The sequence below is a fragment of the Microbacterium sp. NPDC080220 genome, from assembly GCF_040686395.1.
Lineage (GTDB): Bacteria > Actinomycetota > Actinomycetes > Actinomycetales > Microbacteriaceae > Microbacterium > Microbacterium gawkjiense.
In genome coordinates, this window is record NZ_JBFBOP010000008.1 from 43695 (window position 1) to 68094 (window position 24400).

Sequence of the window (24400 nt, forward strand, 5' to 3'; positions counted from 1 at the left end):
CAGAAACGCGGGATGGTGGGATGCGGGGCGTTCTCGCACCGCCGCGCGACGGTGGACTGCGCGGGCGACGCTCTCTCCCCGCCGCGTCACGCTCAGGCGTGTTTGCCGGTCTACGCGAGCGACGCGCTCTGATTGCCGAGTGATACTCAGAAGGGTGCAGGTTCCGCTGGTGCGGTCGGTGGTGGTGGTGCGGCAGGGGTGAAGGCGACGGCCGGTGTCGGTGCGTCTTCGCGGTAGATCCTGCCGAGGGGTGAGGTCCATTCCAGGACGCCACCCTGGAGTTGTCGGACCCTCCACGCGGTGAATTGCTTCATCGAGTGGTGTCGTTGGCACAGATGAGCGAGGTTCGACAGTTCTGTTCGTCCGCCGAGGGCGTGATCGTGCGTGTGGTCCACTTCGCAGCGGATGGCAGCGACCCGGCACCCGGGGAAACGGCAGTGCTGATCGCGGGCTTGCAGAAACCGGCGCATCCCCGACGGAACCCGGTACGAATCTGTCGACACCGTGACACCAGTGGTGGGGTCGTGGAACAGACGTTCCCAGATCTGCGCACCGCCGGCGAGGGTGCGGGCGGTCGCGGGGTCGATGGGGGAGCGCCCGGCGAGGTCGCACGGCCCATCGTCCTCGCCCGTGAGGGCGGCGGCGGGGACCAGCACCTGCACGCGTGCCCGGATCGCACCGAGCGGGCCTGCGGTGGTGTCGCGGGTGTCGTCGAGGGCGGGTGTCCCGGCGAGGAGCAGGTCCGCGAACACGTCGGCCCGGACTTGATCGGTGGAGCGGTTGTCAGTGGCAACGATGGCGGCGGCGTCTTCGCTATCGCTGTCGCTGTGCGTCGTGGCTGCTTCCCCGAAAGCGACACCGACACCTCCGCGCGCAGCGATGCGTTCGTCGCGGGTGTCGATGATCGCCCGTGCCTGCTGCGTGAGCCGGTCGTGGATGCCCTCGGCGATCACCGTGGGGACGGTTGCGACCACGTCGCTCATCCCGTCTCGTCCCGGCACGATCCGCACGCAGCGCCCAGCGGCGGCTTCCTCGTGCCGTTCCGCGAACGAGCGAGGATGCATCCGGTGTGCGAGGATCTCCAACTCGCCCCGCACCCGGTTCGGGGTGTCCTTCTCGCATCGGCTGATCGCGACCTGCTCGAACTCCGCCCACACCTCCGCGGGCAGACTCGTCCCGGTCTCGAGGATCGCGATCGCGTGCCCGCGGACGATCCGACCCTGCTCCCACGCCTCGATCGTCGCGGGGAAGCCCTCGATCAACGTCCGCGCTTCACCGATCCGCCGTTGCACGGTCCGATCGGTGACGCGCATCACGCCCCCGACCTCCGCGGCGATCGATCGCAGGGCCATGTCGTGGATCTGGACGCGCGCGTTGCGCTGCGCGATCTGCGCCTCCGCCAACCGGCCCGCCGCAGCGAGCATACGCAGCTCGTCGATCTGCGCTGCGGCGATCCGTCGAGCCGCGGAATCGACGCCAGCGACGACCCCCGCCAGAGCAGCGAGATAGTCCTCGCCACCGGGGGTTTCCGCCGCATCCGTCATACCTTCACTCTGCCACTGGCCACCGACATCCACCCCGGCAAAACCGGCCCAGAACACACGTTATGCACACCTCGAGAATGAGAGTCTTCTCATCCTCGTCAGCCGGCCGCGAGCGGACGTCGCGACACCTCACGAGCCCACGCTCGAATGCGTGCGCGGATCACGACGACGGCGCCCGCGACGTGCCACGACACCGCGCGCCCCGAACAACGCACCGGACCCGCCGCAATTTCCGCACCGGCCCGGACTGGCGCCCGCGTCCCCGACGGATGAGGATGGAACGCATGCCTCGAGTGACCGAACCGGATGCCGCCATCTACTGCTCCGACCTGTCGATCGCTCGTGTCTCCGCAGACACGCGTGTCGTCGACGGCGTGTCTCTGCGGGTCGCGCCGGGCGAGGTCGTCGCGGTGATGGGCGCGACGGGTTCCGGCAAGTCGAGTCTCGCCTCGTGTCTCGCGGGGGCGGACCACCGCGACCTGCGCATCGTCGGCGGGGTCGGGGAGGTCGCCGGCATCTCCCTTCGTGCACGGGGTCGCGCCCGGCGGGTCCTGACCTATCGCACCGGGCACCTGCGTCAAGGCGCGAACTCGGATCTTCCGGCGCGGCTCACCATCTCGGAGATCGTCGCGGAACCGATCACAGCCCGTGATCGCAAGGTCAACGAGCGCGCCCTCGCGCTGCGGGTCGCCGCGCTGCTCGACGAGTTGCAGCTCCCCATCGGGGCGTCGGAGAAGTACCCCTACGAGCTGAGCTCCGGCATGCGTCAACGCGTCGCAATCGCGCGCAGCCTCGTGCTCGATCCCACGGTCCTCATCGCGGACGAGCCCTATGCGAACCTCGACGTCGACGTCCGGCCCGCCGTCCTCGACGCTCTCCGGCGACGTGTCGACGACGGGATGGCTCTGCTCGTCGTCACGAACGAGCGCGAGCTCGTGGCCGACCTCGAGGCCCAGGTCCTCGTCCTGCGCGCCGGCCACCCGATCGGTGTCGGCCCCACCCTGGACGACGTGCTCTGGACCCCCGACGAAGCGACACGCATCGGCGGCTGATGTCACGAGCACCCCTCGGGCTTTGCTACGATTGTGTGGTTGCCCGGTGGCGGGTGACTGATCCTCGGTAGCTCAATTGGCAGAGCAATCGGCTGTTAACCGATAGGTTCTTGGTTCGAGTCCAAGCCGGGGAGCCATTGAACGAAACCCCCGGTCCCGCCGGGGGTTTTCGCTTTCGCGGCACGGATGCCGGGGCGCGGCGTCCGCACTTCCGAGAAATTTCCTTACGCGGGGCCCACAGCGGCCTCATCCTGGAGCCGTGAACGCCGTCGTCGGAGGCTGGAAGGTGTGGAGCTGGGGCGAGCGCGCGGGCGTGATCGTCCTCGCCGCCTCCGTCCTCCTTCTGGTCTGGGCCGCGTTCCAGTACGGCGGCGGCCAGGACGTCGCCTTCTTCGCCCTTCGGTGCGCTCGTCGCGGGCATCACCGGGCTCGGCGTCCAGGTCGCGTCGCGCGAAGCCCGGTTCCGCCGGCAGTCGCGCCCGCGCCGGCGCTGACCCTCAGCGCAGGACGCTGACGTCGCGCCGTTCGAGAGCGGACAGCGTCGTGGCGCCGGCGGCGTCCTCCGCGTCGACGATCACCCCGTCGACCGCATCCCACGTCAGAACGCGATATCGCGACGCGGCCCCGATCTTCTCCGCAGTCCCGAGGACGAAGGTCTCCGCCGCGCGGCTCGCGAGCGTGCGCTTCATCGCGGCCTCGTCGGCGTCGTCGGTGGTGAGGCCCGCGTCCTCGTGGACACCCGTGACACCGAGCAGGAACCGGTCCGCGGAAACGGTCATCGCCGCCTCCACTGCGGCGGCGCCCGAGGCGACGGCCGAGTGCTTGAACAGGCGGCCCCCGAGGATGATGACCTCGGCGGTGTGGTGCAGCAGCGCGGCCGCCACGGTGGGGCTGTGGGTGATGATCGTGCACTCGCGACCGGGGTCGAGCGCGCGCACGGTCGTCCCGCCGTCGAGGATGACGGTGCTGCCCGGTTCGATCAGCTGGGCCGCGCGCCGCGCGACGCGTGTCTTGCTGTCGGTCGCGACGGTTTCGCGCACCCCGTAGTTCGCGACGGCGGGGGATGCGGGAAGGGCGCCGCCGTACACCCGGACGGCCAGCCCGGCGGCATCCAGTTCGCGAAGATCGCGGCGGATGCTGTCCTCGGAGAGCCCCAGTTCCGCGGCGAGCTCCTTCGCGACGATGCGGCCGTCCGAGCGGAGTCGGTCGAGCAGCAACTGTTTGCGGGTGGCGGCGAGCATTCGCGATCCTTCACGGTTGTGCATGTTTGTGCGTGTTCCATCGACATGACCCCCTCCGACGCACCTCGCCCCCTCCTGATCCTCATCGCCGGCCCGTACGCCTCGGGTACGAACGGGGACCCCGACCTCATGCGGGGCAATCTCGAGCAGGCCGCCTGGCCGATATTCCGAGCCGGCCACATCCCGATGATCGGGGAGTGGGTGGCGTTGCCCGTTCTGCGCAGCGCCGGCGCCGAGGGTCCGCACGACCCCCTGGCCGCGCAGGTCGTGTACCCGACGGCCGAGCGACTGCTGCAGCACTGCGACGCCGGGCTGCGCCTTCCGGGCGAGTCCCGAGGCGCAGACCAGGTCGTGGCGGTCGCGCGGGAGCGCGGCCTCCCGGTGTACACCTCCCTCACCGAGGTGCCGGGCGTCGCCGTCGCGACCTGACGACAGCCTTCCGAGCGGCGTACTCACGATGTTTCTGGTAGACAGATCAGGACGTCAGTCCTCTGGGGGCTCTGAGGAGCAGGGCTGACGGGAGCGAACGGGGATCGCGTGCGCGCGAACAGGGATCTTCTGGCCGGTGCCGTCGACGCGGTCGTCCGCAACGACAACTGCACGGGCTGCGGTGTCTGTGCGCTGGTGTCCGACCGGGTCACGATGGGACTGTCCGCCGACGGATTCATGCGACCCACCGTGGCACCGCGCGGCGGCGACGATGACGCGGCGCAGGCGCGCACCTTCCAGGCATCCTGCCCCGGCGTCCGACTGCGCGCACCCGACTCGGAAGGATCGACGCACTGGCTGTTCGGTCGCGTGGTCGCTGCGTGGGAAGGGCACGCGGTGGACGACTCTGTCAGACGAGCGGGAAGCAGCGGGGGCGTGCTGACGGCGTTGACCGCCTTTCTCCTCGACGTCGGAGAGGCTGCGATCGTCACCGGTGCCGCGCAGGACGCCTCGCGTCCGAAGCGGACGGTGCCCGTCACGATCACCTCCCGGGAGGAAGCGCTGGCGGCTGCGGGCTCGCGATACGCGCCCGTCAGCGTGCCCTCCGCGTGGAACGGCGGCGGGATGGTCGGTAAGCCCTGCGAGCTCGCCGGTCTTCGCCAGTACCTCGACGCCACCTCCGGGGAGGACCCGATCCTGCTCTCGTTCTTCTGCGCCGGCACTCCGAGTCAGCACGCGACCGACGGTCTCGTCCAGAAGCTCGGCGGTGACCCCGAGCAACTCACTTCGCTGCGATACCGGGGGGACGGGTGGCCGGGTCGGTTCGTCTTCACCGGTGCCGCCAGCGGGTCCCAGGATTACAACGAGTCTTGGGGTCACCACCTCGGTCGGCAGCTGCAGTCCCGCTGCAAGATCTGTCCCGACGGCACGGGTGAGCACGCCGACATCGCGGTGGGTGACTTCTGGGCGACGGACGAGCGGGGGTTCCCGACCTTCGACGAGGGTGAGGGGTCGTCGGTGGTGATCGCGCGCACCCGTCGAGGTGCTGCGTTGATCGAGCGCGCCGTCGCGGCGAAAGTCCTGGCGCTCGCGCCGATCGACCTCGACGACGTCGCACGCGTGCAGCCGCTGCAGTCCGAGCGCCGCGCGGTGCAGCTCGGACGATCGCTCGGGCGCCTGCTCGCGGGCTTCCGTGTCCCGCGATTCCGCGGATACGGAGCGCTCGTCCTGGCGCTGAAAAACCCGCAGCGGAACATACGCGCTGCGCGCGGAACGTGGAGTCGGGCCCGGCGCTCACGCCGAGCCTGACCTCACCCGTCGCGGAGCACAGCGCCCGACCACACCCAGCACCGGCGCTCCTGATCGCCGACCCGGAATCGGATCGCCGCGGCCCGGTCGGTCCACATGCACAGATCCGCATCGACGAGCACCGGCTCGGCGCCGAAGCGCACCCACGCCTGCACACGGGCGGGGCGCGGATCGGTCGTCACGGGCCTGCGGTCGAGCTCCAGCTCCTCGTTCGTGAGGGACTGCAGGATGCCGCGCGACGCCACCCGCTGCAGGATGCGGTCGTCCATCCGCGCATCGACGCTCGCCGCGTACCGCCTGTTCGCACCCAACCGGCATCCCTCTCTCCGGCCGACTCCGCGATCGTACGCAGAGCGGCGGACATCGGTGTCAGCCGGTGAGGTGGGCCTGTACGGCCTCGTCGCCCGATCCGGTCACGGCCACCACGCGTCCCGCCGTGATGCGCAGGAACAGGAACTCGGCGACGTTCACGTGCCGACGCGTCGGCGGGATGCCGCGCCACACCCCGGTGTGCGTTCCGCCGGCGCGCAGGTGCGCGGCGATCCGATCGTCCTCGGCGACCACCTGGATCGTCTTCCACCGCCAGTCCGGGAAGCCGTGGAACAGATCGGCCAGGTCATCGATCCAGGCGTCCGCTCCTGCGGGCAGGTGGGCGCGCCGGACACCCGGATCGAGAAGATCCCGGATCGCCGCCAGATCGTGCCGGTTGCAGGTGTCGACGAAGTCGTCGAACCACCCGTGCAGCTCCCACGGTTCCATGGCGGGACGGTCGTTCAAGCGTCGAGGTCGTCGATGCCCGGCATCCAGCTCTGTCCGGGCTTGCCCCAGCCGCGCTTGCGGGCGATCTTCTGGGTGGTCTTCCAGTCGGAGTCCGACAGGCGGTCGATGTAGAGGATGCCGTTGAGGTGGTCGAACTCGTGCTGCATGATGCGGGCGCGCCAGCCCTCGACGCGGATCTCGACCGGAGCCCCGTCGAGGTCCGTGCCCGTCACCAGGACCGCGTCGGCCCGGCGCAGAGCGAACCGCTCGCCCGGGAAGGACAGGCACCCTTCGGACTCGTCGTCGGGGTCGGGGGAGCCGGGCTCGGGTGGCGTCATCCAGAGTTCCGGGTTGATGAGGACACCCCGCCACGGCTGCCCGTCGTCGTCCTGATACGAGTACGTGTAGATACGGAGCCCGACGCCGACCTGCGGGGCGGCGAGGCCGACACCCGGTGCCGTGTCCATCGTCTCGAACATGTCGGCGACGAGCGCGCGGATGTCGTCGGTCACCTCGTCGACGGGAGCGGCGACGGAATGGAGGACAGGATCGCCCATGATGCGAATCGGAAGTACGGCCACGTCAGAAGCCTAACGAGGCTCGCGCCCGGTATCGTCGAGGCGTGATTCTCCCCGGGACGCCGATCGACGACCTCACCGACGAGCTCGTCGGCGTCTTCGGCAACCCGGCGATCCTCATCGGCATCCCGCTCGCGATCATCGGCGCGGTGTTCATGTCGTTCGGTGCGCAGTATCAGCACCGCGGCGTGCAGAAGGTCGAGCAGCTCACCGCGCAGGCGGGTGTCTCCGGCCTGACCGGCGGTCAGCTTCTGCGGTTGCTGCGCCGTCCGTCGTGGGTCCTCGGGACCGTCATGCTGGGCCTCGCGATCCTCTGCCAGCTCGCGGCGCTGTCCTTCGCGCCGCTGATCCTCGTACAGCCGATCGGCGCGATCTCGCTCGTCATCACCACGCTGCTCAACGCGCGGGTCAGCGGACACAAGCCGACGCGACGCTCGATCACCTCGATCGCCCTGTGCGTCGGCGGCATCTTCATCTTCGTGACGGTCGCCGCGCTGTACGCGACCGAGCGCCCGATCAGCGACCCGCAGCTGCTGACGGTCCTCTGGATCCTCCTTGGCGTCGTCGTCGTGCTGGGCGTCCTGTGGGTGACCCTCCGCAAGCGGATGCGGGCCCTTTTCTACATCGTCGCGGCCGGCATCGTCTATGGCTTCGTCGCGACCCTCGCGAAGGTCGTCATCAACCGCATCGCCAACGGCGACTTCGAGTGGCTGACGGTCCTGTGCATCGTCGCGCTGCTCGCCGGAACGGCGATGGGCGCCTACTTCGTCCAGACGGCGTACTCGTCGGGCCCGCCGGACCTCGTCATCGCCGGACTCACGGTGATCGACCCGATCGTCGCGATCGTCATCGGCCTCGCCGTCCTCGACGAGGCGAGCGGTGCCCCGTTCTGGGCGTACATCGGGTTCACCGTGGCGGGCGCGCTCGCGATCGTCGGCGTCTTCCAGCTCGCCCGGCACCACCCGCAGGTGATCAGCGACAGCCAGGAGATCCCGATCTTCCGCGGCAGCACCGAGTTCACCGACGGCAAGAAGCCCACGACGGGATCGATCCGGATCACCGAGACCGTCGCGAAGGTGTGGCCGGATCCGCCCGTCAAGGACGAGGAACGACCGAAACGATAGGCTCGTCCTCACAGGGGGCGGTGGCCAAGCTGGTCAAGGCAGCGGGCTCATAACCCGACGATCGTGGGTTCAAGTCCCACCCGCCCTACCGATCACCGCGTTGCACGGCGTCGTAGGACGGCTGACGCAGCGCCTCTAACCACGCGGGCATCCGCGCGCCGGGGATGAGGCGACGACCGGCATCCGCCCTCATCGCGTCCGGACTGTCGGCTGTCCGCAGGTCGACCAGGGCGAACGGATGCCACGGCCCCGCGGGTGTCGCATGCGAGAGCTCCACCCACCACGCCGTCCGACGCAGCGTGCGGTGCAGCTCGCCCAGCCGTGCGGGCAGACGCGGCCCGAGAGAGCGGGCACGCACCATCACACGGCCCTGATTGCTTTCGTACGGGACGAGCGTGCCGTACACAATCCGCGGGGATGGATCGGGCGTGGATGCCGCACCCGCTGCACGCCGAGGAACACGAGGGCGAATGCGCGGCCGACGACCGCGGATCCTCGCCCCATCAGGGGTGCGTGATCGACGGTCCCTGGGGGAAAGGGTCGTCCTCGCCGTCCGACACCTCGCCGTCCGACACCTCGTCGCCGGCTCGGGCCGCGTCGGCCTTGACCTCGTCGCTCGCGGCGTCGGTCGGCGGCGCGTCGTCGGCGTGGGCGTCGTCGGTGTCACGGTGGTGAGGGGTGTTCTCGCTCATGATCTTCCTTCCGTCGAGCGGCCACTGTGCCTCTGCACAGGGCAGCGTCCTACGGGGTTGACGGATGACCGGAGCCGTGAGTGTTACACGGTTGTGATTCGACGTCGACGTAGGCGATAATGGCGGCACAACCGGATATCCGGCCAGCACTCTCCATCAGGTCGTAGGGGAAGACGTACCTGAACGAAACGGAGAGATCGATGGCCACACCTCAGGCGCGCGGAGTGATCTTCATCCACTCCGCGCCACGCGCGCTGTGCCCCCACCTCGAGTGGGCGGCCGGGCGTGCCCTCGGGCACGCCGTCAACTTCGAGTGGGCGGACCAGCCCGTCCTCGACGGCAGCCGACGCGCGGAGTTCTACTGGGAGGGACCCGCCGGCACCGGCGCCGCCCTCGCGACCGCCATGCGCGGGTGGGAGCACCTGCGTTACGAGGTGAGCGAGGACCCGACGCCGCGCAGCGACGGCGGCCGGTGGCTGCACACGCCGAGCCTCGGCATCCACTACGCCCAGACGGACTCGGCCGGCAACGTCGTCATCGGCGAGGACCGCCTGCGGTACGCCATGGAGATCGCGGCCGGCGACATCACCGAACTCCAGCGAGAGCTCGACGTCGCGCTCGGCGTCGCCTGGGACGACGAACTCGAGCCGTTCCGTCACGCCAGCGACGACGCGCCGGTCGTCTGGCTGCACAAGGTCGGCTGAGACGACCCGTCCCGAGCGGACACTCCACGATCGGACAGGTCTTCAGGCGGGGCAGGAGAGCTTCGACCGGCTTCGGACGGCTTCCCGGAGACCGGGGCGGCCTCGGCCCCGCCTGGATAGAACGACAGACGCCCCCGGTGGCTTCCCGGGGGCGTCTGTCGTGTGTCGGATCAGACCGAGCGGAACGCGACGACGGCGTTGTGACCGCCGAAGCCGAACGAGTTGCTGATCGCCAGCTGGTCACCGTCGCCGAGCGGCACCGCGTCGCCGGACAGGCGGAACGGTACAGCCGGGTCGGGTTCGGTGATGTTGATGGTCGGCGGAGCGACACGGTCGCGCAGGGCGAGCACCGTGAACATCGCCTCGAGGGCGCCCGTACCGCCCAGCAGGTGGCCCGTGGAGGCCTTCGTAGCCGAGACCGGCATCTCCTCGACACGGTCGCCGAAGACGGACTTCAGTGCGACGTATTCGTTCGGGTCGCCGACCGGGGTGGAGGTCGCGTGCGCGTTGACGTGGGTCACGTCGTCCGGCGCGGCATCCGCCATCTCCAGGGCGAGACGGACGGCGCGCGCGGCGCCGGTGCCCTCGGGGTCGTTGGCGGTGATGTGGTATGAATCCGCCGTCACGCCGCCGCCGACGAGCTCGGCGTAGATCTTGGCGCCGCGCGCCTTCGCGTGCTCCTCGGTCTCGAGGATCAGTACGGCCGCCCCCTCGCCCATGACGAAGCCGTCGCGGTCGATGCTGCCGGGACGGGATGCCGTCTCCGGGGAGTCGTTGCGCCGCGAGAGCGCCTGCATCGAGGCGAACGACGAGATCGTGATGGGGTGGATCGCCGATTCGGTACCGCCGGCGATCACGACGTCGGCGAGGCCCGCGCGCATGTGCTCGAGGGCGTTGACGATCGACTCGGTGCTCGACGCGCAGGCGCTCGCGAAGGTGCGGGCGTAGGCGCGGGCACCGAAGTGCAGCGACAGGTTGCCCGCTGCTGCGTTGGGCATGAGCATAGGCACCGTCATCGGCATGACGCGACGCGGCCCCTTCTCGCGCAGGGTGTCCCAGGCATCGAGAAGCGTCCACACGCCGCCGATGCCCGTGGCGAACTCGACGCCGAGGCGCTCCGGGTCGACCTCGGGCGAACCCGCGTCCGCCCAGGCCTCCTTGGCGGCGACCATCGCGAGCTGCGACGACGGGTCGAGTCGCTTGGCGACGGGGCGTTCCAGCACCGTCTCGGGGCGCACCTTCGCCTCGGCGGCGAACGTGACGGGCAGCTGGTATTGCTCAACCCACTCGTGCTCGAGGGTGCGCGCGCCGGACTCTCCGGCGAGGAGGGCGTCCCAGCTCTCGCCGGCGGTTCCGCCGATGGGGGAGGTCGCACCGATGCCGGTGACGAAGATTCGCTTGTTGCTCATGGTTCCCTCGTGCTGCTCCGGTGGGGGCGAACCCCCACCGGACGCGCGGATCAGGCCTGGTTGGACGAGATGTAGGTGACGGCGTCGCCGACGGTCTTGAGGTTCTTGACCTCGTCGTCGGGGATGGTGACGCCGAACTTCTCCTCGGCGTTGACGACGATCGTCATCATCGAGATCGAGTCGATGTCGAGGTCGTCGGTGAACGACTTCTCGAGGGCGACCTCGTCGGACGAGATTCCGGTCTCGTCGGTGATGAGCTCGGCCAGGCCGGCGAGGACCTCGTCGTTGGTGAATGCCATGGGATTTCTCCTTCTGTGGGAATCGGGCCCAGCCGGGCCGGTAGTCAGTTTAGGTGGGGGAGCGCCGTCGTCACGGGAGGACGACGACCTGGGCGCCGAACACGAGTCCGGCTCCGAATCCGATCTGCAGGGCGAGGCCGCCGCTGAGTTCGGGGTGCTCTTCGAGCAGACGGTGCGTCGCCAGCGGGATGGATGCCGCGGAGGTGTTGCCCGTCGTCTCGATGTCTCGACCGATCACGACGGACTCGGGCAGCTTCAGCTGCTTGGCGAACTCGTCGATGATGCGCATGTTGGCCTGGTGCGGCACGAAGGCGGCCAGGTCGTCGGGGGTGATCCCGGCGGCTTCGATGGCCTGCCGTGCGACCTTGACCATCTCCCAGACGGCCCAGCGGAACACCGTCGGGCCCTCCTGACGGAGGGTGGGCCAGGGGGCGAGGCCGTCGCGGAACTCGGTCAGCGTGTGGTTCATGCCCACGGCATCCGCCTTCGAGCCGTCCGAGCCCCAGATGGTCGGACCGATGCCCGGAGTCTCACTCGGTCCGACGACGACCGCGCCCGCACCGTCGCCCAGGAGGAACGAGATGGAGCGGTCGGTGGGGTCCACGACGTCGCTGAGCTTCTCGGTACCGATGACGACCGCGTAGTGGGCGGCGCCGGCGCGGATGAGGGCATCGGCCTGGGCGACCCCGTAGGCGAAGCCGGCGCAGGCGGCGTTGAGATCGTAGGCGGCCGCCGGGTTCGCGCCCACGCGGTCGGCGACGATCGCCGAGACCGACGGCGTCTGCTTCGGGTTCGAGATCGTCGCGACGATGACGGCGTCGATCTTGTCGGCCGGGATGCCGGAGCGTTCGATCGCCTCGGCGGCGGCGTCGGCGGCGAGATCGATCGCCGAGGTGTCGGCATCCGCCCTCACGCGGGTGATGATGCCGGTGCGCTGACGGATCCACTCGTCGCTGGAGTCGATCGGTTCGATCAGGTCCTCGTTGGGGACGGCGTTCTGACCGCGCGCCGCACCGTAGGAGTAGATGCGGGTGTGGGCGGCGCCGGTCGGCTGGATCAGCTGGGGGGTCATGCGTTCTCTCCGGTCAGGAGGGCGTTCGCGGCGGCGAGGTCCTCGGGCGTCTTCACCGCAACAGACGGTACGCCGCGCAGCCCGCGTTTGGCGAGTCCGACGAGCGTGCCCGCCGGTGCGAGCTCGATGATCCCGGTGACGCCGTTGTCGGCGAACGAAGTCATGCACAGATCCCAGCGGACGGGGTTCGCGACCTGCGCGACGAGCAGATCCAGCGCGGCGCGGCCGTCGGTGACGGTGCCGCCGTCGCGGTTGCTCCAGAGCGTGAGGGAGGGGTCGGATGCCGAGACGACGGCCGCAGCCGACCGCAGCGTCTCGACGGCCGGCGCCATGTACCGCGTGTGGAACGCTCCGGCGACCTGCAGCGGGATGACGCGGCTGCCGCGCGGGGCATCGGCGGCGAGCTCCGCGAGGGCGGGCAGCGCGCCGGCGGCGACGATCTGACCGCCGCCGTTGTAGTTGGCGGGGGTGAGGTCGAGCTCCTCGAGGCGGCCGAGCACCGTGGCCTCGTCTCCTCCGACGACGGCGCTCATGCCGGTCTCCTCGAGCGCGGCGGCCTCGGCCATCGCGCGGCCGCGGATGCCCACCAGGCGCATACCGTCCTCCTCGGTGAGGACGCCGCCGGCGACGAGCGCCGCGATTTCGCCCACGGAGTGGCCGGCGACGCCGTCCGGCCGGTGACCGGCGGCGACGAGCGCGCGCCAGGAGAGCAGGCTCGCGGCGACGATGAGGGGCTGGGCGACCTTGGTGTCGCGGATGCGGTCGGCATCCCACTCGGTTCCGGCGGCGACGAGGTCGACCTCGGCGACCGCGGAGTACTGCTCGAGCAGCTCGCGGGTGCCTTCGGTGTCGAGCCACGGGGTGAGGAACCCGGGGGTCTGCGAACCCTGGCCCGGGAAGACGGCGATGATCACGGTTTCCATCCTTGCAAGTTCGGGTCGGACGTGCTGTCGGTCGGCGCACAACAAAGTGCGGATCGTTTGTCTGTGTCGTACAGGATCAGCCGCGGCGCGCCGGGCGTCGGCGGGTCACCTCGGCGCCGATCGAGCCGAGGATCAGCGCCGTCTGGAGGATGAGCGCCTCACGGGGACCGGTGGCATCCCACCCGATCACGTCCGACACCCGCTTCAGGCGGTAGCGCACCGTGTTGGGATGGACGAAGAGCTCGCGGGCCGTCGCTTCGAGGGAGCGACCGTTGTCGAGGTAGCTCCAGAGGGTCGTCACGAGGTCCGTCGAGTGCGCCTGCAGCGGTCGGTAGATCTTCTCGATGAGGGCAGCCTTCGCGAGGGGGTCACCGGCGAGGGCGCGTTCGGGCAGCAGGTCGTCGGCGTCGACCGGCCGCGGCGCGTGACGCCAGGACTTCGCCACCGCGAAGCCCGCGAGGGCGGCACGCGCGCTGATGCCGGCGTCCAGCAGGGCGGGCGCCGTCGGGCCCAGCACGAGATGACCGCTCCCGAACCCCGGTTCGAGACGTGTCGCGATCTCGGTGAACGGGAGCTCCTCGGCATCCTCCCGGCCCGTCTGGTCGGCCCGCCCGATGACGAGCACCAGGCGCGAACCCTGCACGCCGATGAGGACGTCGACGCCGAGCTTGCGGGCCGTCCGGCGCACCTGGTCGACGTCCAGCTGAGGCGGTGTCGTCCCCACCAGGACGGCGACCTCGCCGTGGCCGTGCCAGCCGAGCGCCGCGATGCGGCTCGGCAGCTCCTCGTCGGCCTCGCCCGTCAGGATCGAGTCGACGACGAGCGCCTCGAGGCGGGCATCCCACAGTCCGCGCGCCTCGGCCGCGCGGGCGTACACGTCCGCGGCGGCGAAGGCGACCTCGCGCGAGTACAGCAGGATGCTCTCGCGCAGCCCGTTGCCGCGCCCCGCGACACGTTCCTCGGTCGTCTCCACCGTCACGCGGATCAGCTGGAGCGTCTGGGTCAGGCTGATGCTCCGCAGCAGCTCGCGGGGAGCGGAGGCGAAGATGTCGGCCGCGATCCACGGCGTCGAGTTCGGGTCGTCGTACCAGTCGATGAAGGACGAGATGCCGGACTGCGCGACGAGACCGACGGCCGACCGCCGCCCGGGGGGCATCTCGGCGTACCACGGCAGGGACTCTTCGAGCCTGCGCAGTGTGGTGCTCGCGAGATCACCCGAGATGCGACGGAGCCACGCCAGTGTCTCCGCCTTCTCCTGGGCGGTCGGCCGTTCGGTCATCGCGCGGGTCAGGCTTCGCCGCCCGCGTTGCCGGAGGTGCCGGCGTTGACGTCGTGCAGACGGTACTTCTCGATCGCCTGAGCCGACAGGCCGCGGTCGACGACGCCGTCCTCGGCCAGGGCCTGCAGCGTGCGCACGACGATCGACGGGCCGTCGATCTTGAACTGGCGACGGGCCGCGGCGCGCGTGTCCGAGAAGCCGAAGCCGTCGGCACCGAGCGTCGCGTACCGGCGGGGGATCCACTGGCGGATCTGGTCCTGCACGGCGTGCATGAAGTCGCTGACGGCGACGATCGGTCCCTCGGAGTCGCTCAGCTTCTTGGTGACGTAGGCCGTCTTGGGCTCTTCGGTCGGGTGCAGGAAGTTGTGCTCGTCCGCCGCCAGACCGTCACGACGCAGTTCGGTCCAGCTGGTGACCGACCAGACGTCGGCGCTCACACCCCAGTCCTTCTGCAGCAGCTCCTGCGCCTCGAGCGCCCACGGCAGACCCACGCCGGAGGCGAGGATCTGGGCGCGGTGGCCCTCTCCCGACCCGGTCGCGACGCGGTGGATGCCGCGGATGATGCCGTCGACGTCGACATCCTCCGGCTCCTTCGGCTGGACGATCGGCTCGTTGTAGACCGTGATGTAGTACATGACGTTCGGGTCCTCGTGCTCCCCGCCGTACATGCGCTCGAGACCCGACTGCACGATGTGCGCGATCTCGTAGCCGTAGGCCGGGTCGTAGGAGACCGTCGCCGGGTTGGTCGAGGCGAGCAGGTGCGAGTGGCCGTCGGCGTGCTGGAGGCCTTCACCGGTCAGCGTGGTCCGTCCGGCGGTGGCGCCGATGATGAAGCCGCGCGCCATCTGGTCGCCCGCCGCCCACTGGGCGTCGCCCGTGCGCTGGAAGCCGAACATCGAGTAGAAGACATAGACCGGGATGAGCGGTTCGCCGTGCGTCGCGTAGGAGGTGCCGACACCCGTGAAGGCGGCGACGGCGCCGGCCTCGTTGATGCCGACGTGCATGATCTGGCCCTGCGGGCTCTCCTTGTAGGCCAGGAGCAGCTCGCGGTCGACGGACGTGTAGTTCTGTCCGTTCGGGTTGTAGATCTTCGCGGTCGGGAAGTAGGCGTCCATGCCGAACGTGCGCGCCTCGTCGGGGATGATCGGCACGATGCGGTGGCCGAAGTCCTTCGTGCGCAGCAGGTCCTTGAGCAGGCGGACGAACGCCATCGTGGTGGCGACCTCCTGCGTGCCCGAGCCCTTCTTCGGCAGCGCGTAGACGCTGTCGTCGGGAAGGCTGATCGCGGTGTGCGTGCTGCGACGCTGCGGGAGCGTGCCGCCCAGCGCGCGACGGCGCTCGACCATGTACTCGATGGTCTCGTCGCCCTCACCCGGGTGGTAGTACGGCGGCTCGTATGGGTTCTCCTCCAGCTGCGCGTCCGTCAGCGGGATGTGCATCTGGTCGCGGAAGAGCTTGAGGTCGTCCAGGGTCATCTTCTTCATCTGGTGCGTCGCGTTGCGCCCCTCGAAGTGCGGACCGAGGCCGTATCCCTTGACCGTCTTGGCGAGGATGACGGTGGGCTGGCCCTTGTGCTCGACGGCGGCCTTGTACGCCGCGAAGACCTTGCGGTAGTCGTGCCCGCCGCGCTTGAGGTTCCAGATCTGCTCGTCGGAGTAGTCCTTGACGAGGGCGGCGGCGCGCTCGTCGCGGCCGAAGAAGTGCTCGCGGACGTACGCGCCGTTCTCGGCCTTGTACGTCTGGAAGTCGCCGTCCGGAGTGCTGTTCATGAGGTTCAGCAGGGCGCCGTCGGTGTCGCGGGAGAGCAGGTCGTCCCACTCGCGGCCCCAGACGACCTTGATGACGTTCCAGCCGGCGCCGCGGAAGAAGCTCTCGAGCTCCTGCACGATCTTGCCGTTGCCGCGCACCGGGCCGTCGAGTCGCTGCAGGTTGCAGTTGACGACGAAGGTGAGGTTGTCGAGGCCCTCGTTCGCCGCGACCTGCAGCTGACCGCGGCTCTCGACCTCGTCCATCTCGCCGTCGCCGAGGAAGGCCCAGACGTGCGAGTCGGAGAGGTCCTTGATCCCGCGGTTGGTGAGGTACTTGTTCGTCATCGCCTGGTAGATGGCGTTGATCGGACCGAGACCCATCGACACGGTCGGGAACTGCCAGTAGTCCGGCATGAGACGCGGGTGGGGGTACGACGGCAGACCGTGGGGGGCAGCGGATGCCTCCTGGCGGAAGCCGTCGAGCTGCTGGCTCGTGAGCCCGCCCTCGAGGAAGGAGCGGGCGTACATGCCGGGGGAGGCGTGGCCCTGGAAGAAGACCTGGTCGCCGCCGCTGGAGTGGTCGGGGCCGCGGAAGAAGTGGTTGAAACCGACTTCGTAGAGAGCCGCCGACGAGGCGTAGGTCGAGATGTGACCGCCGACGCCGATGCCGGGACGCTGAGCGCGGTGCACCGTCAACGCGGCGTTCCAGCGGATCCAGCGGCGGTAGCGACGCTCGATCTCTTCGTCACCGGGGAACTCGGGCTCGCTGTCTGCCGGGATCGTGTTGATGTAGTCCGTGGTGGGGACCTGCGGGACATTCAGGTGCAGTTCGCGCGAGCTCTGCAGCAGGCTCAGCATGATCTCGCGGCCGCGGCCGGCGCCCCGGGCGTCGACGAGCTGGCGCAGGGATTCCTGCCACTCCGACGTCTCTTCCGGGTCGCTGTCCTGCGGGCCCTGCGAGTACGGATCCTGATCGTTGACAGTCACAAGAGGCCTTTCGTCGCCTGGCAGATCGTGCCAGGAAGGGGGGTTCGAGCGAGGGCGCGCTTGTTCGCCGCGCACAACTCGCTTGTCCTCAGCCTACCCATTGCGCCCGGCGGCGTTCGCCGTTCGAGACGGCGAGATGAGACAGCGGAGGGCGGATGCCGGGAGTGGGCCCTGCCGGGATCGAACCGACGACATCCACGGTGTAAACGTGGCGCTCTACCAGCTGAGCTAAAGGCCCTGACGGACCGAGTCTACGGGCGGGAGCCGCAGACCCGGTGCGCCGTCACCGCGCGGTGGGCGCGGTGTACAGGTCGCCGCCCTTCGCCAGCCGCGAGTGCCGGCGCGAGTACGCGAAGTAGATGACGAAGCCGAGCGCGAGCCAGATGAGGAAGCGCAGCCAGGTCTCGACCGTGAGGTTCAGCATCAGGTAGATGCAGACGACGGCCGACAGGGCGGGAAGCCACGGGTTCAGCGGCACGCGGAACCCGCGCGGCAGGTCGGGGCGACGCCGGCGCAGCACGATGACCCCGACGGAGACGAGGACGAACGCCGACAGCGTGCCGATGTTGACCATCTCCTCCAGCACGCCGACGGGGGTGAGCCCGGCGACCACGGCCACGATGACCGTCACGATGATCGAGATCACCCACGGGGTCCGGAAGCGGGGGTGCACCTTCGCGAGTCCGCGGGGCAGGAGCGCGTCGCGCGACATCGCGAAGATGATGCGGGTTGCGCCGATCATGAGCGTCAGGACGACCGTCGTGAGCCCGGCGACGGCGCCGGCGGAGATGACGGTGGCCATCCAGGTCTGGCCGTGGAAGGCGAAGGCGTTCGCGAGCGCGGCGGCCGGGTCGAGGTCCTGGTACGGCACCATGCCGGTGACGACGAGGGCGACGGCCCCGTAGAGGATCGTGCAGATGACGAGCGAGGCGATGATGCCGATCGGGAGGTCGCGCTGCGGGCGCTTGGTCTCCTCGGCCGTCGTGGCGACGACGTCGAACCCGATGTAGGCGAAGAAGACGAGCGCGGCGCCGGCGAAGATCCCGCCCACGCCGAAGGCGGTCGGCTCGATGCCGGAGAAGAACTGCAGGAGGGGCTGCGTGAGTCCCGACGCCGTCTCGCGTGGCGCGGCATCCGGGATGAAGGGGGAGTAGTTCGCGGGGTTCACGAACAGGAGACCGGCGATGATCACGAAGAGGACGATGAAGAGCTTGACCGCGACGAGGACGAGGTTGACGCGCAGGGATTCCCGGATGCCGAGGGTGATGAGCACGCCCAGCACGACGACGAGCAGCACGGCCATCACGTCGACGGTCCCGCCGTAGCCGATGGCCGCGGGGATCGGTGCGCCGAGCTGTTCCATCAGCGACCCGAGGTAGGCGCTCCACCCCTGCGCCACGACGCTCGCTCCGAGGAACATCTCGAGGATGAGGTCCCACCCGATGATCCAGGCGAAGAGCTCGCCGAGGGAGGCGTAGGAGAAGGTGTACGCCGATCCCGACACCGGGACGGTCGAGGCGAACTCGGCGTAGCACATGGCGGCCAGGCCGCACGCGATGGCCGCGACGACGAAGCTGATGACGATCGCGGGCCCGGCGACCTCGTGCGCGGCGCGCCCGGTCAGGGTGAAGATGCCGGCGCCGATGACGACACCGACGCCGAAGACGGTGAGGTCGAGCGCGGACAGCGACTTCTTGAGCCGGAACTCCGGCTCCTCGGTGTCGGCGATCGACTGTTCGACCGTCTTGGTGCGCAGCATGCTCATGCTGACCTCCTCCCGCGCGATTCCGGCACGTCATGCTAGTGCGTTGCGGCATCCCGCTCGTAGCCGACGCCCCGGCGGTCCGTCGGCCGAGGGTAGGTTGGAGGGCGTGAAAGCCAGCTTCGCCGACCAGCGCCGCCTCCTCGATCTCGCCGACGCGGACCTCGCCGCGCAGCAGGCGGATCACGCTCGCCGCAACCCCGCGCAGGCCGCCCGCGTGAAGGAGCTGCTCGCCGAGCGCGCGACGCACTCGGCCGAGCTCACCCGTCGACTGGGTGCCCGTGACGACGCGAAGGCGGAGCTCGCCCGCATCCAGTCCGACGTCGCCGTCGTCGACGCCCGGACCGCCCGCGACAACGAGCGGCTCGCGTCGACGTCGAGCGCGAAGGACGCGCAGGGGCTCGAGCACGAGATCGCCTCGCTCGCCAAGCGCAAGTCCGACCTCGAGGACGCCGAGCTCGAGGTCATGGAGCGCCTCGAGGAGGCGGAGGCCGCGGTCGCCGCCCAGGAGGCGCTCATCGCCTCGGTCAATGAGGAGGGTGCCCGCCTGAGCGCCGAGGCCAAGGAGGTCGTGGCCGACGCGACCGCCCGCCACGAGGCCGCCACGCGTGACCGCGCCGCGATCGCGGCGAGCCTGCCGGCCGACCTGGTCGCGATGTACGACCGCCTCGCGGCGCGGGGCGTCGGCGCCGGTCTCCTGCAGCACCGCACCTGCGGCGGGTGCCGCATGGTGCTGTCGGGGACCGACCTGAACACCGTCCGCGCGGCGGCCGAGGACGACGTCGTCACGTGTCCCGAGTGCGGTTGCATCCTCGTCCGCGGCGAGGACTCCGGGCTCTGACCGTCCCGGGCGCCTCCGCAGGGGACGCCGTCCCCTGGATCGTGGTGGGGGCCATCGGCGACGGTGTCGCCCTGGTCCCCGTCGCCGCCGACGGATCGCGCGGCGTCATGACGCGTCTCGACAGGCGTGACTTCGCCGACCGGGTGCAGCGAACGGAGGGCACCACCCGCTGGGTGTGGAGCGACACGACCGCCTGGTACCCGGCCCTCCTCGCGGGAGGCATCCGCGTCGCGCGGTGTCACGACCTGCGCCTCGCGCACGTGATCCTGCGCGACAGCGCCCGTGCGGTGGCAGCGGACCGCCTGCGCTCTGCGACGGAGTGGGATGCCGCGGCATCCGTCGCCGATGACGGCCCGAGCGCGCTCTTCGAGATCGATCCGGGCACGCGCGAGGTGCCCCGCGACCTGGACTCGGCCCTGGCGGAGTTCGAACATCAGCGCGAGGTGATCGCCGCAAGCGCGGCGGGGTTGCGCCTGCTGGTGGCCGCAGAGTCGGTCGGTGCCCTCGTCGCGACCGAGATGCACGCGGCGGGCGTGCCCTGGGACGCGGAGGTGCACGACGGGATCCTGACCGGGATGCTGGGGCCCCGGGAAGCCGCCGGACGCCTGCCCGCGCGCATCGAGGCGCTCGGCGCCGAGGTCCGTGCGCTCCTCGGCGACCCCGGTGTCAGCCTCGACTCGCAGCCGAAGCTCCTGCGCGCGCTGCACCGCGTGGGGGTCGCGGCGGCGTCGACCAGCAAGTGGGAGCTGCGCGAGTACGACCATCCGGTGATCGCGCCGCTGCTCGAGTACAAGCGCCTCATGCGGCTGTTCACCGCGAACGGGTGGGCCTGGCGCGACGAGTGGGCACCCGACGGCCGGTTCCGCCCGGTGTACGTGCCGGGCGGCGTGGTCACGGGACGGTGGGCGTCGTCCGGGGGAGGTGCACTCCAGATGCCGCGTCAGCTGCGCCCCGCGGTGCGGGCCGACCCCGGGTGGTCGCTCGTGGTCGCCGACGTGGCGCAGCTCGAACCGCGGGTGCTCGCCGCGATGTCGCGGGATGCCGCCCTGGCCGACAGCGCGAGGGACACGGACCTCTACGAGGGCATCGTCTCGCGCGGCGTCGTGAGCACCCGGTCCGAGGCGAAGTTCGCGCTGCTCGGCGCGATGTACGGCGCGACGACGGGGGACAGCGGACGACTCGTGCCGGCCCTCCGCCGCGCCTACCCGCGCGCCATGGGGCTCGTCGACGACGCCGCGCGAGTCGGCGAAGAAGGCGGTGTCGTCTCGACGTGGCTCGGGCGCAGCAGCCCGCCGCCGTCGCCGGGCTGGCGAGCGCTGCAGGGGAGCGCGGGGGACCCCGAGGCGACCGAGGCGGACAGGACGCGCGCCCGCCGCGCCGCGCGCGACCGTGGGCGCTTCACGCGCAACTTCGTCGTGCAGGGGACGGCGGCGGAATGGGCCCTCGCGTGGCTGGGCGACCTGCGTGCTCGCCTCGCGGCACTGCCGCTCGTCGACGAAGCGGATTCCGCGCCGCGGTCGGGTCCGCTCCACGCACGGCAGGCGCACCTGGCCTTCTTCCTGCACGACGAGGTCATCGTCCACACGCCCGCCGCGCACGCGGCGCTCGCGGCCGAGGCGGTGTCGCTCGCGGCCGACGCGGCCACGCGCCTGCTCTTCGGCGACATCCCGTTGGACTTCCGCCTCGACCTGCAGGTGCGGGTCGACGCCGCGAAGGAGTGACCGGCCGGCCGGATAGACTCGACCCCGCGAATGGGTCGGCTGGACGGTCGCGTGGCGCGAGAGCGCACCGAGGAACGTCCGGGCTCCACAGGGCAGGGCGGTGGGTAACACCCACCCGGAGTGATCCGCGAGACAGTGCCACAGAGAGCAGACCGCCCCGGTTCCGACCGGGGTAAGGGTGAAAGGGTGGTGTAAGAGACCACCGGGGTCGTGGTGACACGACCCGCACGGTAAACCTCGCCCGGAGCAAGGTCAGACAGGGGATGCCGACGCGGCCCGCTGAGTCCCCGGGTAGACCGCTGGAGCGGCACGGCAACGTGTCGCCGAGAGAGATGACCGTCCACGGGGTCCGCGAGGACCCCCGGACAGAACCCGGCGTACAGGCCGACCCATTCGCCCCTCGGACGACGCGTCAGCGCGCGGTGGTGTCCGCCAGGTCGCCGCCCTGCTCGGCCGGCACGTCCTCACGCTCGCCCGCGAGAGCGAGCGCCGCCGCGCCGATGATGCCCGCGTTGTTGCGGTGCACGGCGGGGACGATCTCGGTCTTCAGATCGAGCAGCGGCAGGAACTTGTCGGCGTGCTTCGAGACGCCGCCGCCGACGACGAACAGGTCGGGCGTGAACAGGAACTCGAGGTGGCTGTAGTACTGCTGCAGACGGCCGGCCCAGGCATCCCATTCGAGTTCCTCGCGCTCCATCGCCGAGTAGGCGGCGAAGTGCTCGAAGTCCTTCTTGTGACCCGGACGGTGCAGGTGCCCGAGCTCGGTGTTCGGAACGAGGACGCCCTTGTAGATCATCGCGGTGCCGATGCCGGTGCCGAGGGTCGTCAGCAGGACGAGGCCGTCGCGGTCCTTGGCGGCGCCGTAGCGCATCTCGGCGACGCCGGCGACGTCCGCGTCATTGGCGAAGTGGATCTGGCGGCCGAGTCCCTTCTCGAAGAACGCCTCGGCTTCGAAGTCGATCCACGTGTCGGCGACGTTCGCGGCGGACAGGGTGCGCCCGTTCTTCACGATCGCCGGGAACGCGACGCCCAGGGGGACGTCGGCGTCGGTGACCTCGAGCTTCTCGAGCACCTCGCGCACGGCCGTGAGCACGTCGTCGGGTTCGGCGCCCTTGGGCGTCGGGACCTTTATCCGGTCGGTGAGGAGCGTTCCTTGCGAGAGGTCGACGAGGGCACCCTTGATGCCCGTCCCTCCGATGTCGATGCCGACGGCGGTGGTGGCGGTCCCAGTCATGCCTCCGAGCCTACTGCGACCGCGCGATGCGAATCGTAGGATGCCGGGCGCCGCCTTCGTAGGATGAAGCACACGAGGCCGAGGAGGACCCCATGAGCGACGCCGACAAGTACTGGTACAACCTGAAGACGGGCGAGGTGCAGCAGGGGTACGAGGTGCCGTCGGTCGATCGGGCCGGCCCGTTCGACACCGCCGAAGAGGCGGCGCGCGCTCCCGAGATCATGCGCGAACGCTCCCGCGCGTGGGCGGCGGAGGACGCGGCCGAAGACGACTGAGGCGCGCCCGCGTCGCGTGAGTGCGGCGCCGTGGCGGACCGATAGTCTTGCAGTCGGCTCGGCACCGGGAAGGATGCGATGGACAAGCAGCGTGACTTCGTTCTGAGGACGATCGAGGAACGGGGGGTCAAGTTCATCCGGTTGTGGTTCACCGATGTGACCGGAACCCTCAAGTCGGTCGCGATCGCCCCCGCCGAGGTGGAGGGCGCCTTCGCGGAGGGACTCGGCTTCGACGGGTCCGCGATCGAAGGTCTGACCCGTTCCTACGAGTCCGACCTGCTGGCCCACCCGGACCCGTCCACGTTCCAGACCCTGCCCTGGCGCGGCGAGATCGACCCGACGGCGCGCATGTTCTGCGACATCACGACCCCCGACGGGCAGCCCGCGGTCGCCGATCCGCGCAACGTGCTCAAGCGCGCCCTCGCCAAGGCGGCGGACGCCGGCTTCACCTTCTACACGCACCCCGAGATCGAGTTCTACCTGCTCAAGTCGTCGTCCTTCGGTCCCGAGGGACCCGAGCCCGTCGACTCGGCGGGCTACTTCGACAACGTCCCCGGCGGCACGGCGCACGACTTCCGCCGCCGCTCGGTGCGGATGCTCGAGGATCTCGGCATCTCCGTCGAGTTCAGCCACCACGAGGGTGGGCCGGGTCAGAACGAGATCGACCTCCGGTACGCCGACGCGCTGGCGACGGCCGACAACATCATGACGTTCCGCACCGTCGTGAAGGAGGTGGCGATCGAGCAGGGCGTCTACGCGACGTTCATGCCGAAGCCCCTCAGCGGCAAGCCGGGCAGCGGCATGCACACGCACATGTCCCTGTTCGAGGGCGACATGAACGCGTTCTACGAGGAGGGCGCGCAGTACCAGCTCTCCAAGACCGGCCGCCAGTTCATCGCGGGCCTCCTGCGCCACGCGAACGAGATCTCGGCCGTCACGAACCAGTTCGTGAACTCCTACAAGCGTCTGTGGGGCGGGGACGAGGCGCCGAGCTTCGTCTGCTGGGGCCACAACAACCGCTCCGCGCTCGTGCGCGTGCCGATGTACAAGCCCAACAAGGGCCAGTCGACGCGCGTCGAGTACCGAGCGCTGGACTCCGCCGCCAACCCGTACCTCGCGTACGCGCTCATGCTCGCCGCCGGCCTCAAGGGCATCGAGGAGGAGTACGAGCTCCCGCCCGAGGCCGAGGACAACGTGTGGTCGTTGACGGATGCCGAGCGCCGGGCCCTCGGCTACGGTCCGCTTCCCTCGAGCCTCGACCACGCCCTGGAGTACATGGAGGAGTCCGAGCTCGTCGCCGAGACCCTCGGCGAGCAGGTGTTCAACTACGTGCTGCTGAACAAGCGCCGCGAGTGGCAGGAGTACCGGTCGCAGGTCACCCCGTTCGAGCTGCAGAAGAACCTCGAGATGCTCTGAGGC

The 24400-nt window shown here is 70.1% G+C and carries 25 protein-coding genes, 3 tRNA genes and 1 other RNA gene; 13 read left to right on the forward strand and 16 right to left on the reverse strand.

What is annotated here, in order from left to right; genetic code table 11:
- Window positions 1-146: 146 nt before the first annotated feature.
- Window positions 147-1544, reverse strand: coding sequence for a DUF222 domain-containing protein (locus AB0P29_RS12595; RefSeq protein ID WP_363380227.1), 1398 nt, complete (start codon window positions 1542-1544; stop codon window positions 147-149).
- Between the two features lie 284 nt (window positions 1545-1828).
- Between AB0P29_RS12595 and AB0P29_RS12600 the strand changes: the two genes are divergently transcribed.
- The 3 genes from AB0P29_RS12600 (at window position 1829) to AB0P29_RS12610 (ending at window position 3110) form a co-directional block, all read left to right on the forward strand.
- The gene (locus AB0P29_RS12600; protein ID WP_311283659.1) at window positions 1829-2596 is read left to right on the forward strand and encodes an ATP-binding cassette domain-containing protein; all 768 of its coding nucleotides are present in this window, start codon (window positions 1829-1831) and stop codon (window positions 2594-2596) included.
- Window positions 2597-2657: 61 nt separating this feature from the next.
- Window positions 2658-2733 (forward strand) — tRNA-Asn (locus AB0P29_RS12605).
- Window positions 2734-2855: 122 nt separating this feature from the next.
- On the forward strand, window positions 2856-3110 hold the full coding sequence (locus tag AB0P29_RS12610) for a hypothetical protein (protein WP_363380229.1): 255 nt from the start codon (window positions 2856-2858) through the stop codon (window positions 3108-3110).
- Here AB0P29_RS12610 and AB0P29_RS12615 read toward each other — a convergent pair.
- Window positions 3094-3837, reverse strand: coding sequence for a DeoR/GlpR family DNA-binding transcription regulator (locus tag AB0P29_RS12615; protein WP_363380231.1), 744 nt, complete (start codon window positions 3835-3837; stop codon window positions 3094-3096). The genes AB0P29_RS12610 and AB0P29_RS12615 overlap by 17 nt on opposite strands.
- Before the next feature lie 45 nt (window positions 3838-3882).
- Here AB0P29_RS12615 and AB0P29_RS12620 point away from each other — a divergent pair, with 45 nt between their 5' ends.
- The gene (locus tag AB0P29_RS12620; protein WP_363380234.1) at window positions 3883-4266 is read left to right on the forward strand and encodes a DUF4406 domain-containing protein; all 384 of its coding nucleotides are present in this window, start codon (window positions 3883-3885) and stop codon (window positions 4264-4266) included.
- A gap of 108 nt (window positions 4267-4374) precedes the next feature.
- Window positions 4375-5574 carry a Coenzyme F420 hydrogenase/dehydrogenase, beta subunit C-terminal domain gene (locus AB0P29_RS12625; RefSeq protein ID WP_363380236.1) on the forward strand — a complete coding sequence of 400 codons (1200 nt, stop codon included), beginning with the start codon at window positions 4375-4377 and terminating at the stop codon, window positions 5572-5574.
- A gap of 2 nt (window positions 5575-5576) precedes the next feature.
- On the opposite strand, the gene AB0P29_RS12630 is transcribed toward AB0P29_RS12625, so the two are convergent.
- The 3 genes from AB0P29_RS12630 to def form a co-directional block, all read right to left on the reverse strand.
- The gene (locus AB0P29_RS12630; protein WP_311283661.1) at window positions 5577-5843 is read right to left on the reverse strand and encodes a hypothetical protein; all 267 of its coding nucleotides are present in this window, start codon (window positions 5841-5843) and stop codon (window positions 5577-5579) included.
- Window positions 5844-5943: 100 nt separating this feature from the next.
- Entirely contained in the window at window positions 5944-6333 is a 390-nt protein-coding gene (locus tag AB0P29_RS12635; RefSeq protein ID WP_253034743.1) for an ester cyclase, read from the reverse strand.
- A gap of 14 nt (window positions 6334-6347) precedes the next feature.
- Complete coding sequence (gene def / locus AB0P29_RS12640; protein ID WP_363380239.1) at window positions 6348-6914, reverse strand: peptide deformylase; 567 nt, start codon at window positions 6912-6914, stop codon at window positions 6348-6350.
- Window positions 6915-6955: 41 nt separating this feature from the next.
- On the opposite strand from def, the gene AB0P29_RS12645 reads away from it, so the two are divergent.
- Entirely contained in the window at window positions 6956-8035 is a 1080-nt protein-coding gene (locus AB0P29_RS12645; RefSeq protein ID WP_363380242.1) for a DMT family transporter, read from the forward strand.
- A 14-nt stretch (window positions 8036-8049) separates the two neighbouring features.
- Window positions 8050-8123, forward strand: a tRNA-Ile gene (locus AB0P29_RS12650).
- On the opposite strand, the gene AB0P29_RS12655 is transcribed toward AB0P29_RS12650, so the two are convergent.
- Together AB0P29_RS12655 and AB0P29_RS12660 are read right to left on the reverse strand one after the other, a co-directional pair.
- The gene (locus AB0P29_RS12655) at window positions 8121-8396 is read right to left on the reverse strand and encodes a hypothetical protein (RefSeq protein WP_363380244.1); all 276 of its coding nucleotides are present in this window, start codon (window positions 8394-8396) and stop codon (window positions 8121-8123) included. The two genes, AB0P29_RS12650 and AB0P29_RS12655, sit on opposite strands and share 3 nt — an antisense overlap.
- Window positions 8397-8538: 142 nt before the next feature.
- A complete protein-coding gene (locus tag AB0P29_RS12660; protein WP_217531807.1) occupies window positions 8539-8727 on the reverse strand; it encodes a hypothetical protein in 189 nt (62 codons plus the stop codon).
- Window positions 8728-8927: 200 nt separating this feature from the next.
- Here AB0P29_RS12660 and AB0P29_RS12665 point away from each other — a divergent pair, with 200 nt between their 5' ends.
- Complete coding sequence (locus AB0P29_RS12665; protein WP_064002159.1) at window positions 8928-9431, forward strand: DUF3145 domain-containing protein; 504 nt, start codon at window positions 8928-8930, stop codon at window positions 9429-9431.
- Window positions 9432-9601: 170 nt separating this feature from the next.
- Here AB0P29_RS12665 and AB0P29_RS12670 read toward each other — a convergent pair whose 3' ends face one another.
- From AB0P29_RS12670 to AB0P29_RS12705, 8 genes are all read right to left on the reverse strand, one after another.
- Window positions 9602-10840, reverse strand: coding sequence for a beta-ketoacyl-[acyl-carrier-protein] synthase II (locus AB0P29_RS12670; protein ID WP_363380247.1), 1239 nt, complete (start codon window positions 10838-10840; stop codon window positions 9602-9604).
- Window positions 10841-10890: 50 nt separating this feature from the next.
- Entirely contained in the window at window positions 10891-11139 is a 249-nt protein-coding gene (locus tag AB0P29_RS12675; protein ID WP_036308817.1) for an acyl carrier protein, read from the reverse strand.
- A gap of 70 nt (window positions 11140-11209) precedes the next feature.
- Window positions 11210-12211: a beta-ketoacyl-ACP synthase III gene (locus AB0P29_RS12680; protein WP_311861993.1), complete on the reverse strand. Its 1002-nt coding sequence runs from the start codon at window positions 12209-12211 to the stop codon at window positions 11210-11212.
- Window positions 12208-13125: an ACP S-malonyltransferase gene (locus AB0P29_RS12685; protein WP_363380250.1), complete on the reverse strand. Its 918-nt coding sequence runs from the start codon at window positions 13123-13125 to the stop codon at window positions 12208-12210. Before AB0P29_RS12685 ends, AB0P29_RS12680 begins: the two co-directional genes overlap by 4 nt.
- Window positions 13126-13210: 85 nt before the next feature.
- The gene (locus tag AB0P29_RS12690; RefSeq protein WP_363380252.1) at window positions 13211-14413 is read right to left on the reverse strand and encodes a helix-turn-helix domain-containing protein; all 1203 of its coding nucleotides are present in this window, start codon (window positions 14411-14413) and stop codon (window positions 13211-13213) included.
- A gap of 8 nt (window positions 14414-14421) precedes the next feature.
- Window positions 14422-17148: a pyruvate dehydrogenase (acetyl-transferring), homodimeric type gene (gene aceE, locus AB0P29_RS12695; protein ID WP_363380255.1), complete on the reverse strand. Its 2727-nt coding sequence runs from the start codon at window positions 17146-17148 to the stop codon at window positions 14422-14424.
- 165 nt (window positions 17149-17313) lie between these two features.
- Window positions 17314-17386, reverse strand: a tRNA-Val gene (locus AB0P29_RS12700).
- A gap of 45 nt (window positions 17387-17431) precedes the next feature.
- Window positions 17432-18913 (reverse strand): amino acid permease, encoded by a 1482-nt coding sequence (locus AB0P29_RS12705; protein WP_363380257.1) that lies wholly within the window; start codon window positions 18911-18913, stop codon window positions 17432-17434.
- 106 nt (window positions 18914-19019) lie between these two features.
- Here AB0P29_RS12705 and AB0P29_RS12710 point away from each other — a divergent pair, with 106 nt between their 5' ends.
- The 3 genes from AB0P29_RS12710 (at window position 19020) to rnpB (ending at window position 21868) form a co-directional block, all read left to right on the forward strand.
- Window positions 19020-19751, forward strand: a complete 732-nt coding sequence (locus AB0P29_RS12710) for a C4-type zinc ribbon domain-containing protein (protein WP_217531803.1) — start codon at window positions 19020-19022, stop codon at window positions 19749-19751.
- Entirely contained in the window at window positions 19709-21472 is a 1764-nt protein-coding gene (locus tag AB0P29_RS12715) for a bifunctional 3'-5' exonuclease/DNA polymerase (protein ID WP_363380376.1), read from the forward strand. Before AB0P29_RS12710 ends, AB0P29_RS12715 begins: the two co-directional genes overlap by 43 nt.
- Window positions 21473-21503: 31 nt before the next feature.
- Window positions 21504-21868: RNase P RNA component class A (gene rnpB / locus AB0P29_RS12720), an RNA gene on the forward strand.
- 16 nt (window positions 21869-21884) lie between these two features.
- Here rnpB and ppgK read toward each other — a convergent pair.
- Window positions 21885-22706, reverse strand: coding sequence for a polyphosphate--glucose phosphotransferase (ppgK, locus tag AB0P29_RS12725; RefSeq protein WP_311861999.1), 822 nt, complete (start codon window positions 22704-22706; stop codon window positions 21885-21887).
- Window positions 22707-22798: 92 nt separating this feature from the next.
- Between ppgK and AB0P29_RS12730 the strand changes: the two genes are divergently transcribed.
- Both AB0P29_RS12730 and glnA read left to right on the forward strand, forming a co-directional pair.
- Window positions 22799-22981, forward strand: coding sequence for an SPOR domain-containing protein (locus tag AB0P29_RS12730; protein ID WP_253034582.1), 183 nt, complete (start codon window positions 22799-22801; stop codon window positions 22979-22981).
- Window positions 22982-23059: 78 nt separating this feature from the next.
- A complete protein-coding gene (gene glnA / locus AB0P29_RS12735) occupies window positions 23060-24397 on the forward strand; it encodes a type I glutamate--ammonia ligase (RefSeq protein ID WP_363380261.1) in 1338 nt (445 codons plus the stop codon).
- The last annotated feature ends 3 nt before the right edge of the window (window positions 24398-24400 follow it).

Excerpts from the sequence above, each read along its gene's own strand:
- AB0P29_RS12595 (WP_363380227.1), bottom strand. The coding sequence starts at position 1,544 with ATGACGGATGCGGCGGAAACCCCCGGTGGCGAGGACTATCTCGCTGCT.
- AB0P29_RS12600 (WP_311283659.1), top strand. The coding sequence starts at position 1,829 with ATGCCTCGAGTGACCGAACCGGATGCCGCCATCTACTGCTCCGACCTG.
- AB0P29_RS12615 (WP_363380231.1), bottom strand. The coding sequence starts at position 3,837 with ATGCTCGCCGCCACCCGCAAACAGTTGCTGCTCGACCGACTCCGCTCG.
- AB0P29_RS12620 (WP_363380234.1), top strand. The coding sequence starts at position 3,883 with ATGACCCCCTCCGACGCACCTCGCCCCCTCCTGATCCTCATCGCCGGC.
- AB0P29_RS12630 (WP_311283661.1), bottom strand. The coding sequence starts at position 5,843 with ATGGACGACCGCATCCTGCAGCGGGTGGCGTCGCGCGGCATCCTGCAG.
- AB0P29_RS12635 (WP_253034743.1), bottom strand. The coding sequence starts at position 6,333 with ATGGAACCGTGGGAGCTGCACGGGTGGTTCGACGACTTCGTCGACACC.
- AB0P29_RS12655 (WP_363380244.1), bottom strand. The coding sequence starts at position 8,396 with ATGGTGCGTGCCCGCTCTCTCGGGCCGCGTCTGCCCGCACGGCTGGGC.
- AB0P29_RS12660 (WP_217531807.1), bottom strand. The coding sequence starts at position 8,727 with ATGAGCGAGAACACCCCTCACCACCGTGACACCGACGACGCCCACGCC.
- AB0P29_RS12665 (WP_064002159.1), top strand. The coding sequence starts at position 8,928 with ATGGCCACACCTCAGGCGCGCGGAGTGATCTTCATCCACTCCGCGCCA.
- AB0P29_RS12670 (WP_363380247.1), bottom strand. The coding sequence starts at position 10,840 with ATGAGCAACAAGCGAATCTTCGTCACCGGCATCGGTGCGACCTCCCCC.
- AB0P29_RS12675 (WP_036308817.1), bottom strand. The coding sequence starts at position 11,139 with ATGGCATTCACCAACGACGAGGTCCTCGCCGGCCTGGCCGAGCTCATC.
- AB0P29_RS12680 (WP_311861993.1), bottom strand. The coding sequence starts at position 12,211 with ATGACCCCCCAGCTGATCCAGCCGACCGGCGCCGCCCACACCCGCATC.
- AB0P29_RS12690 (WP_363380252.1), bottom strand. The coding sequence starts at position 14,413 with ATGACCGAACGGCCGACCGCCCAGGAGAAGGCGGAGACACTGGCGTGG.
- AB0P29_RS12705 (WP_363380257.1), bottom strand. The coding sequence starts at position 18,913 with ATGAGCATGCTGCGCACCAAGACGGTCGAACAGTCGATCGCCGACACC.
- ppgK (WP_311861999.1), bottom strand. The coding sequence starts at position 22,706 with ATGACTGGGACCGCCACCACCGCCGTCGGCATCGACATCGGAGGGACG.
- AB0P29_RS12730 (WP_253034582.1), top strand. The coding sequence starts at position 22,799 with ATGAGCGACGCCGACAAGTACTGGTACAACCTGAAGACGGGCGAGGTG.
- glnA (WP_363380261.1), top strand. The coding sequence starts at position 23,060 with ATGGACAAGCAGCGTGACTTCGTTCTGAGGACGATCGAGGAACGGGGG.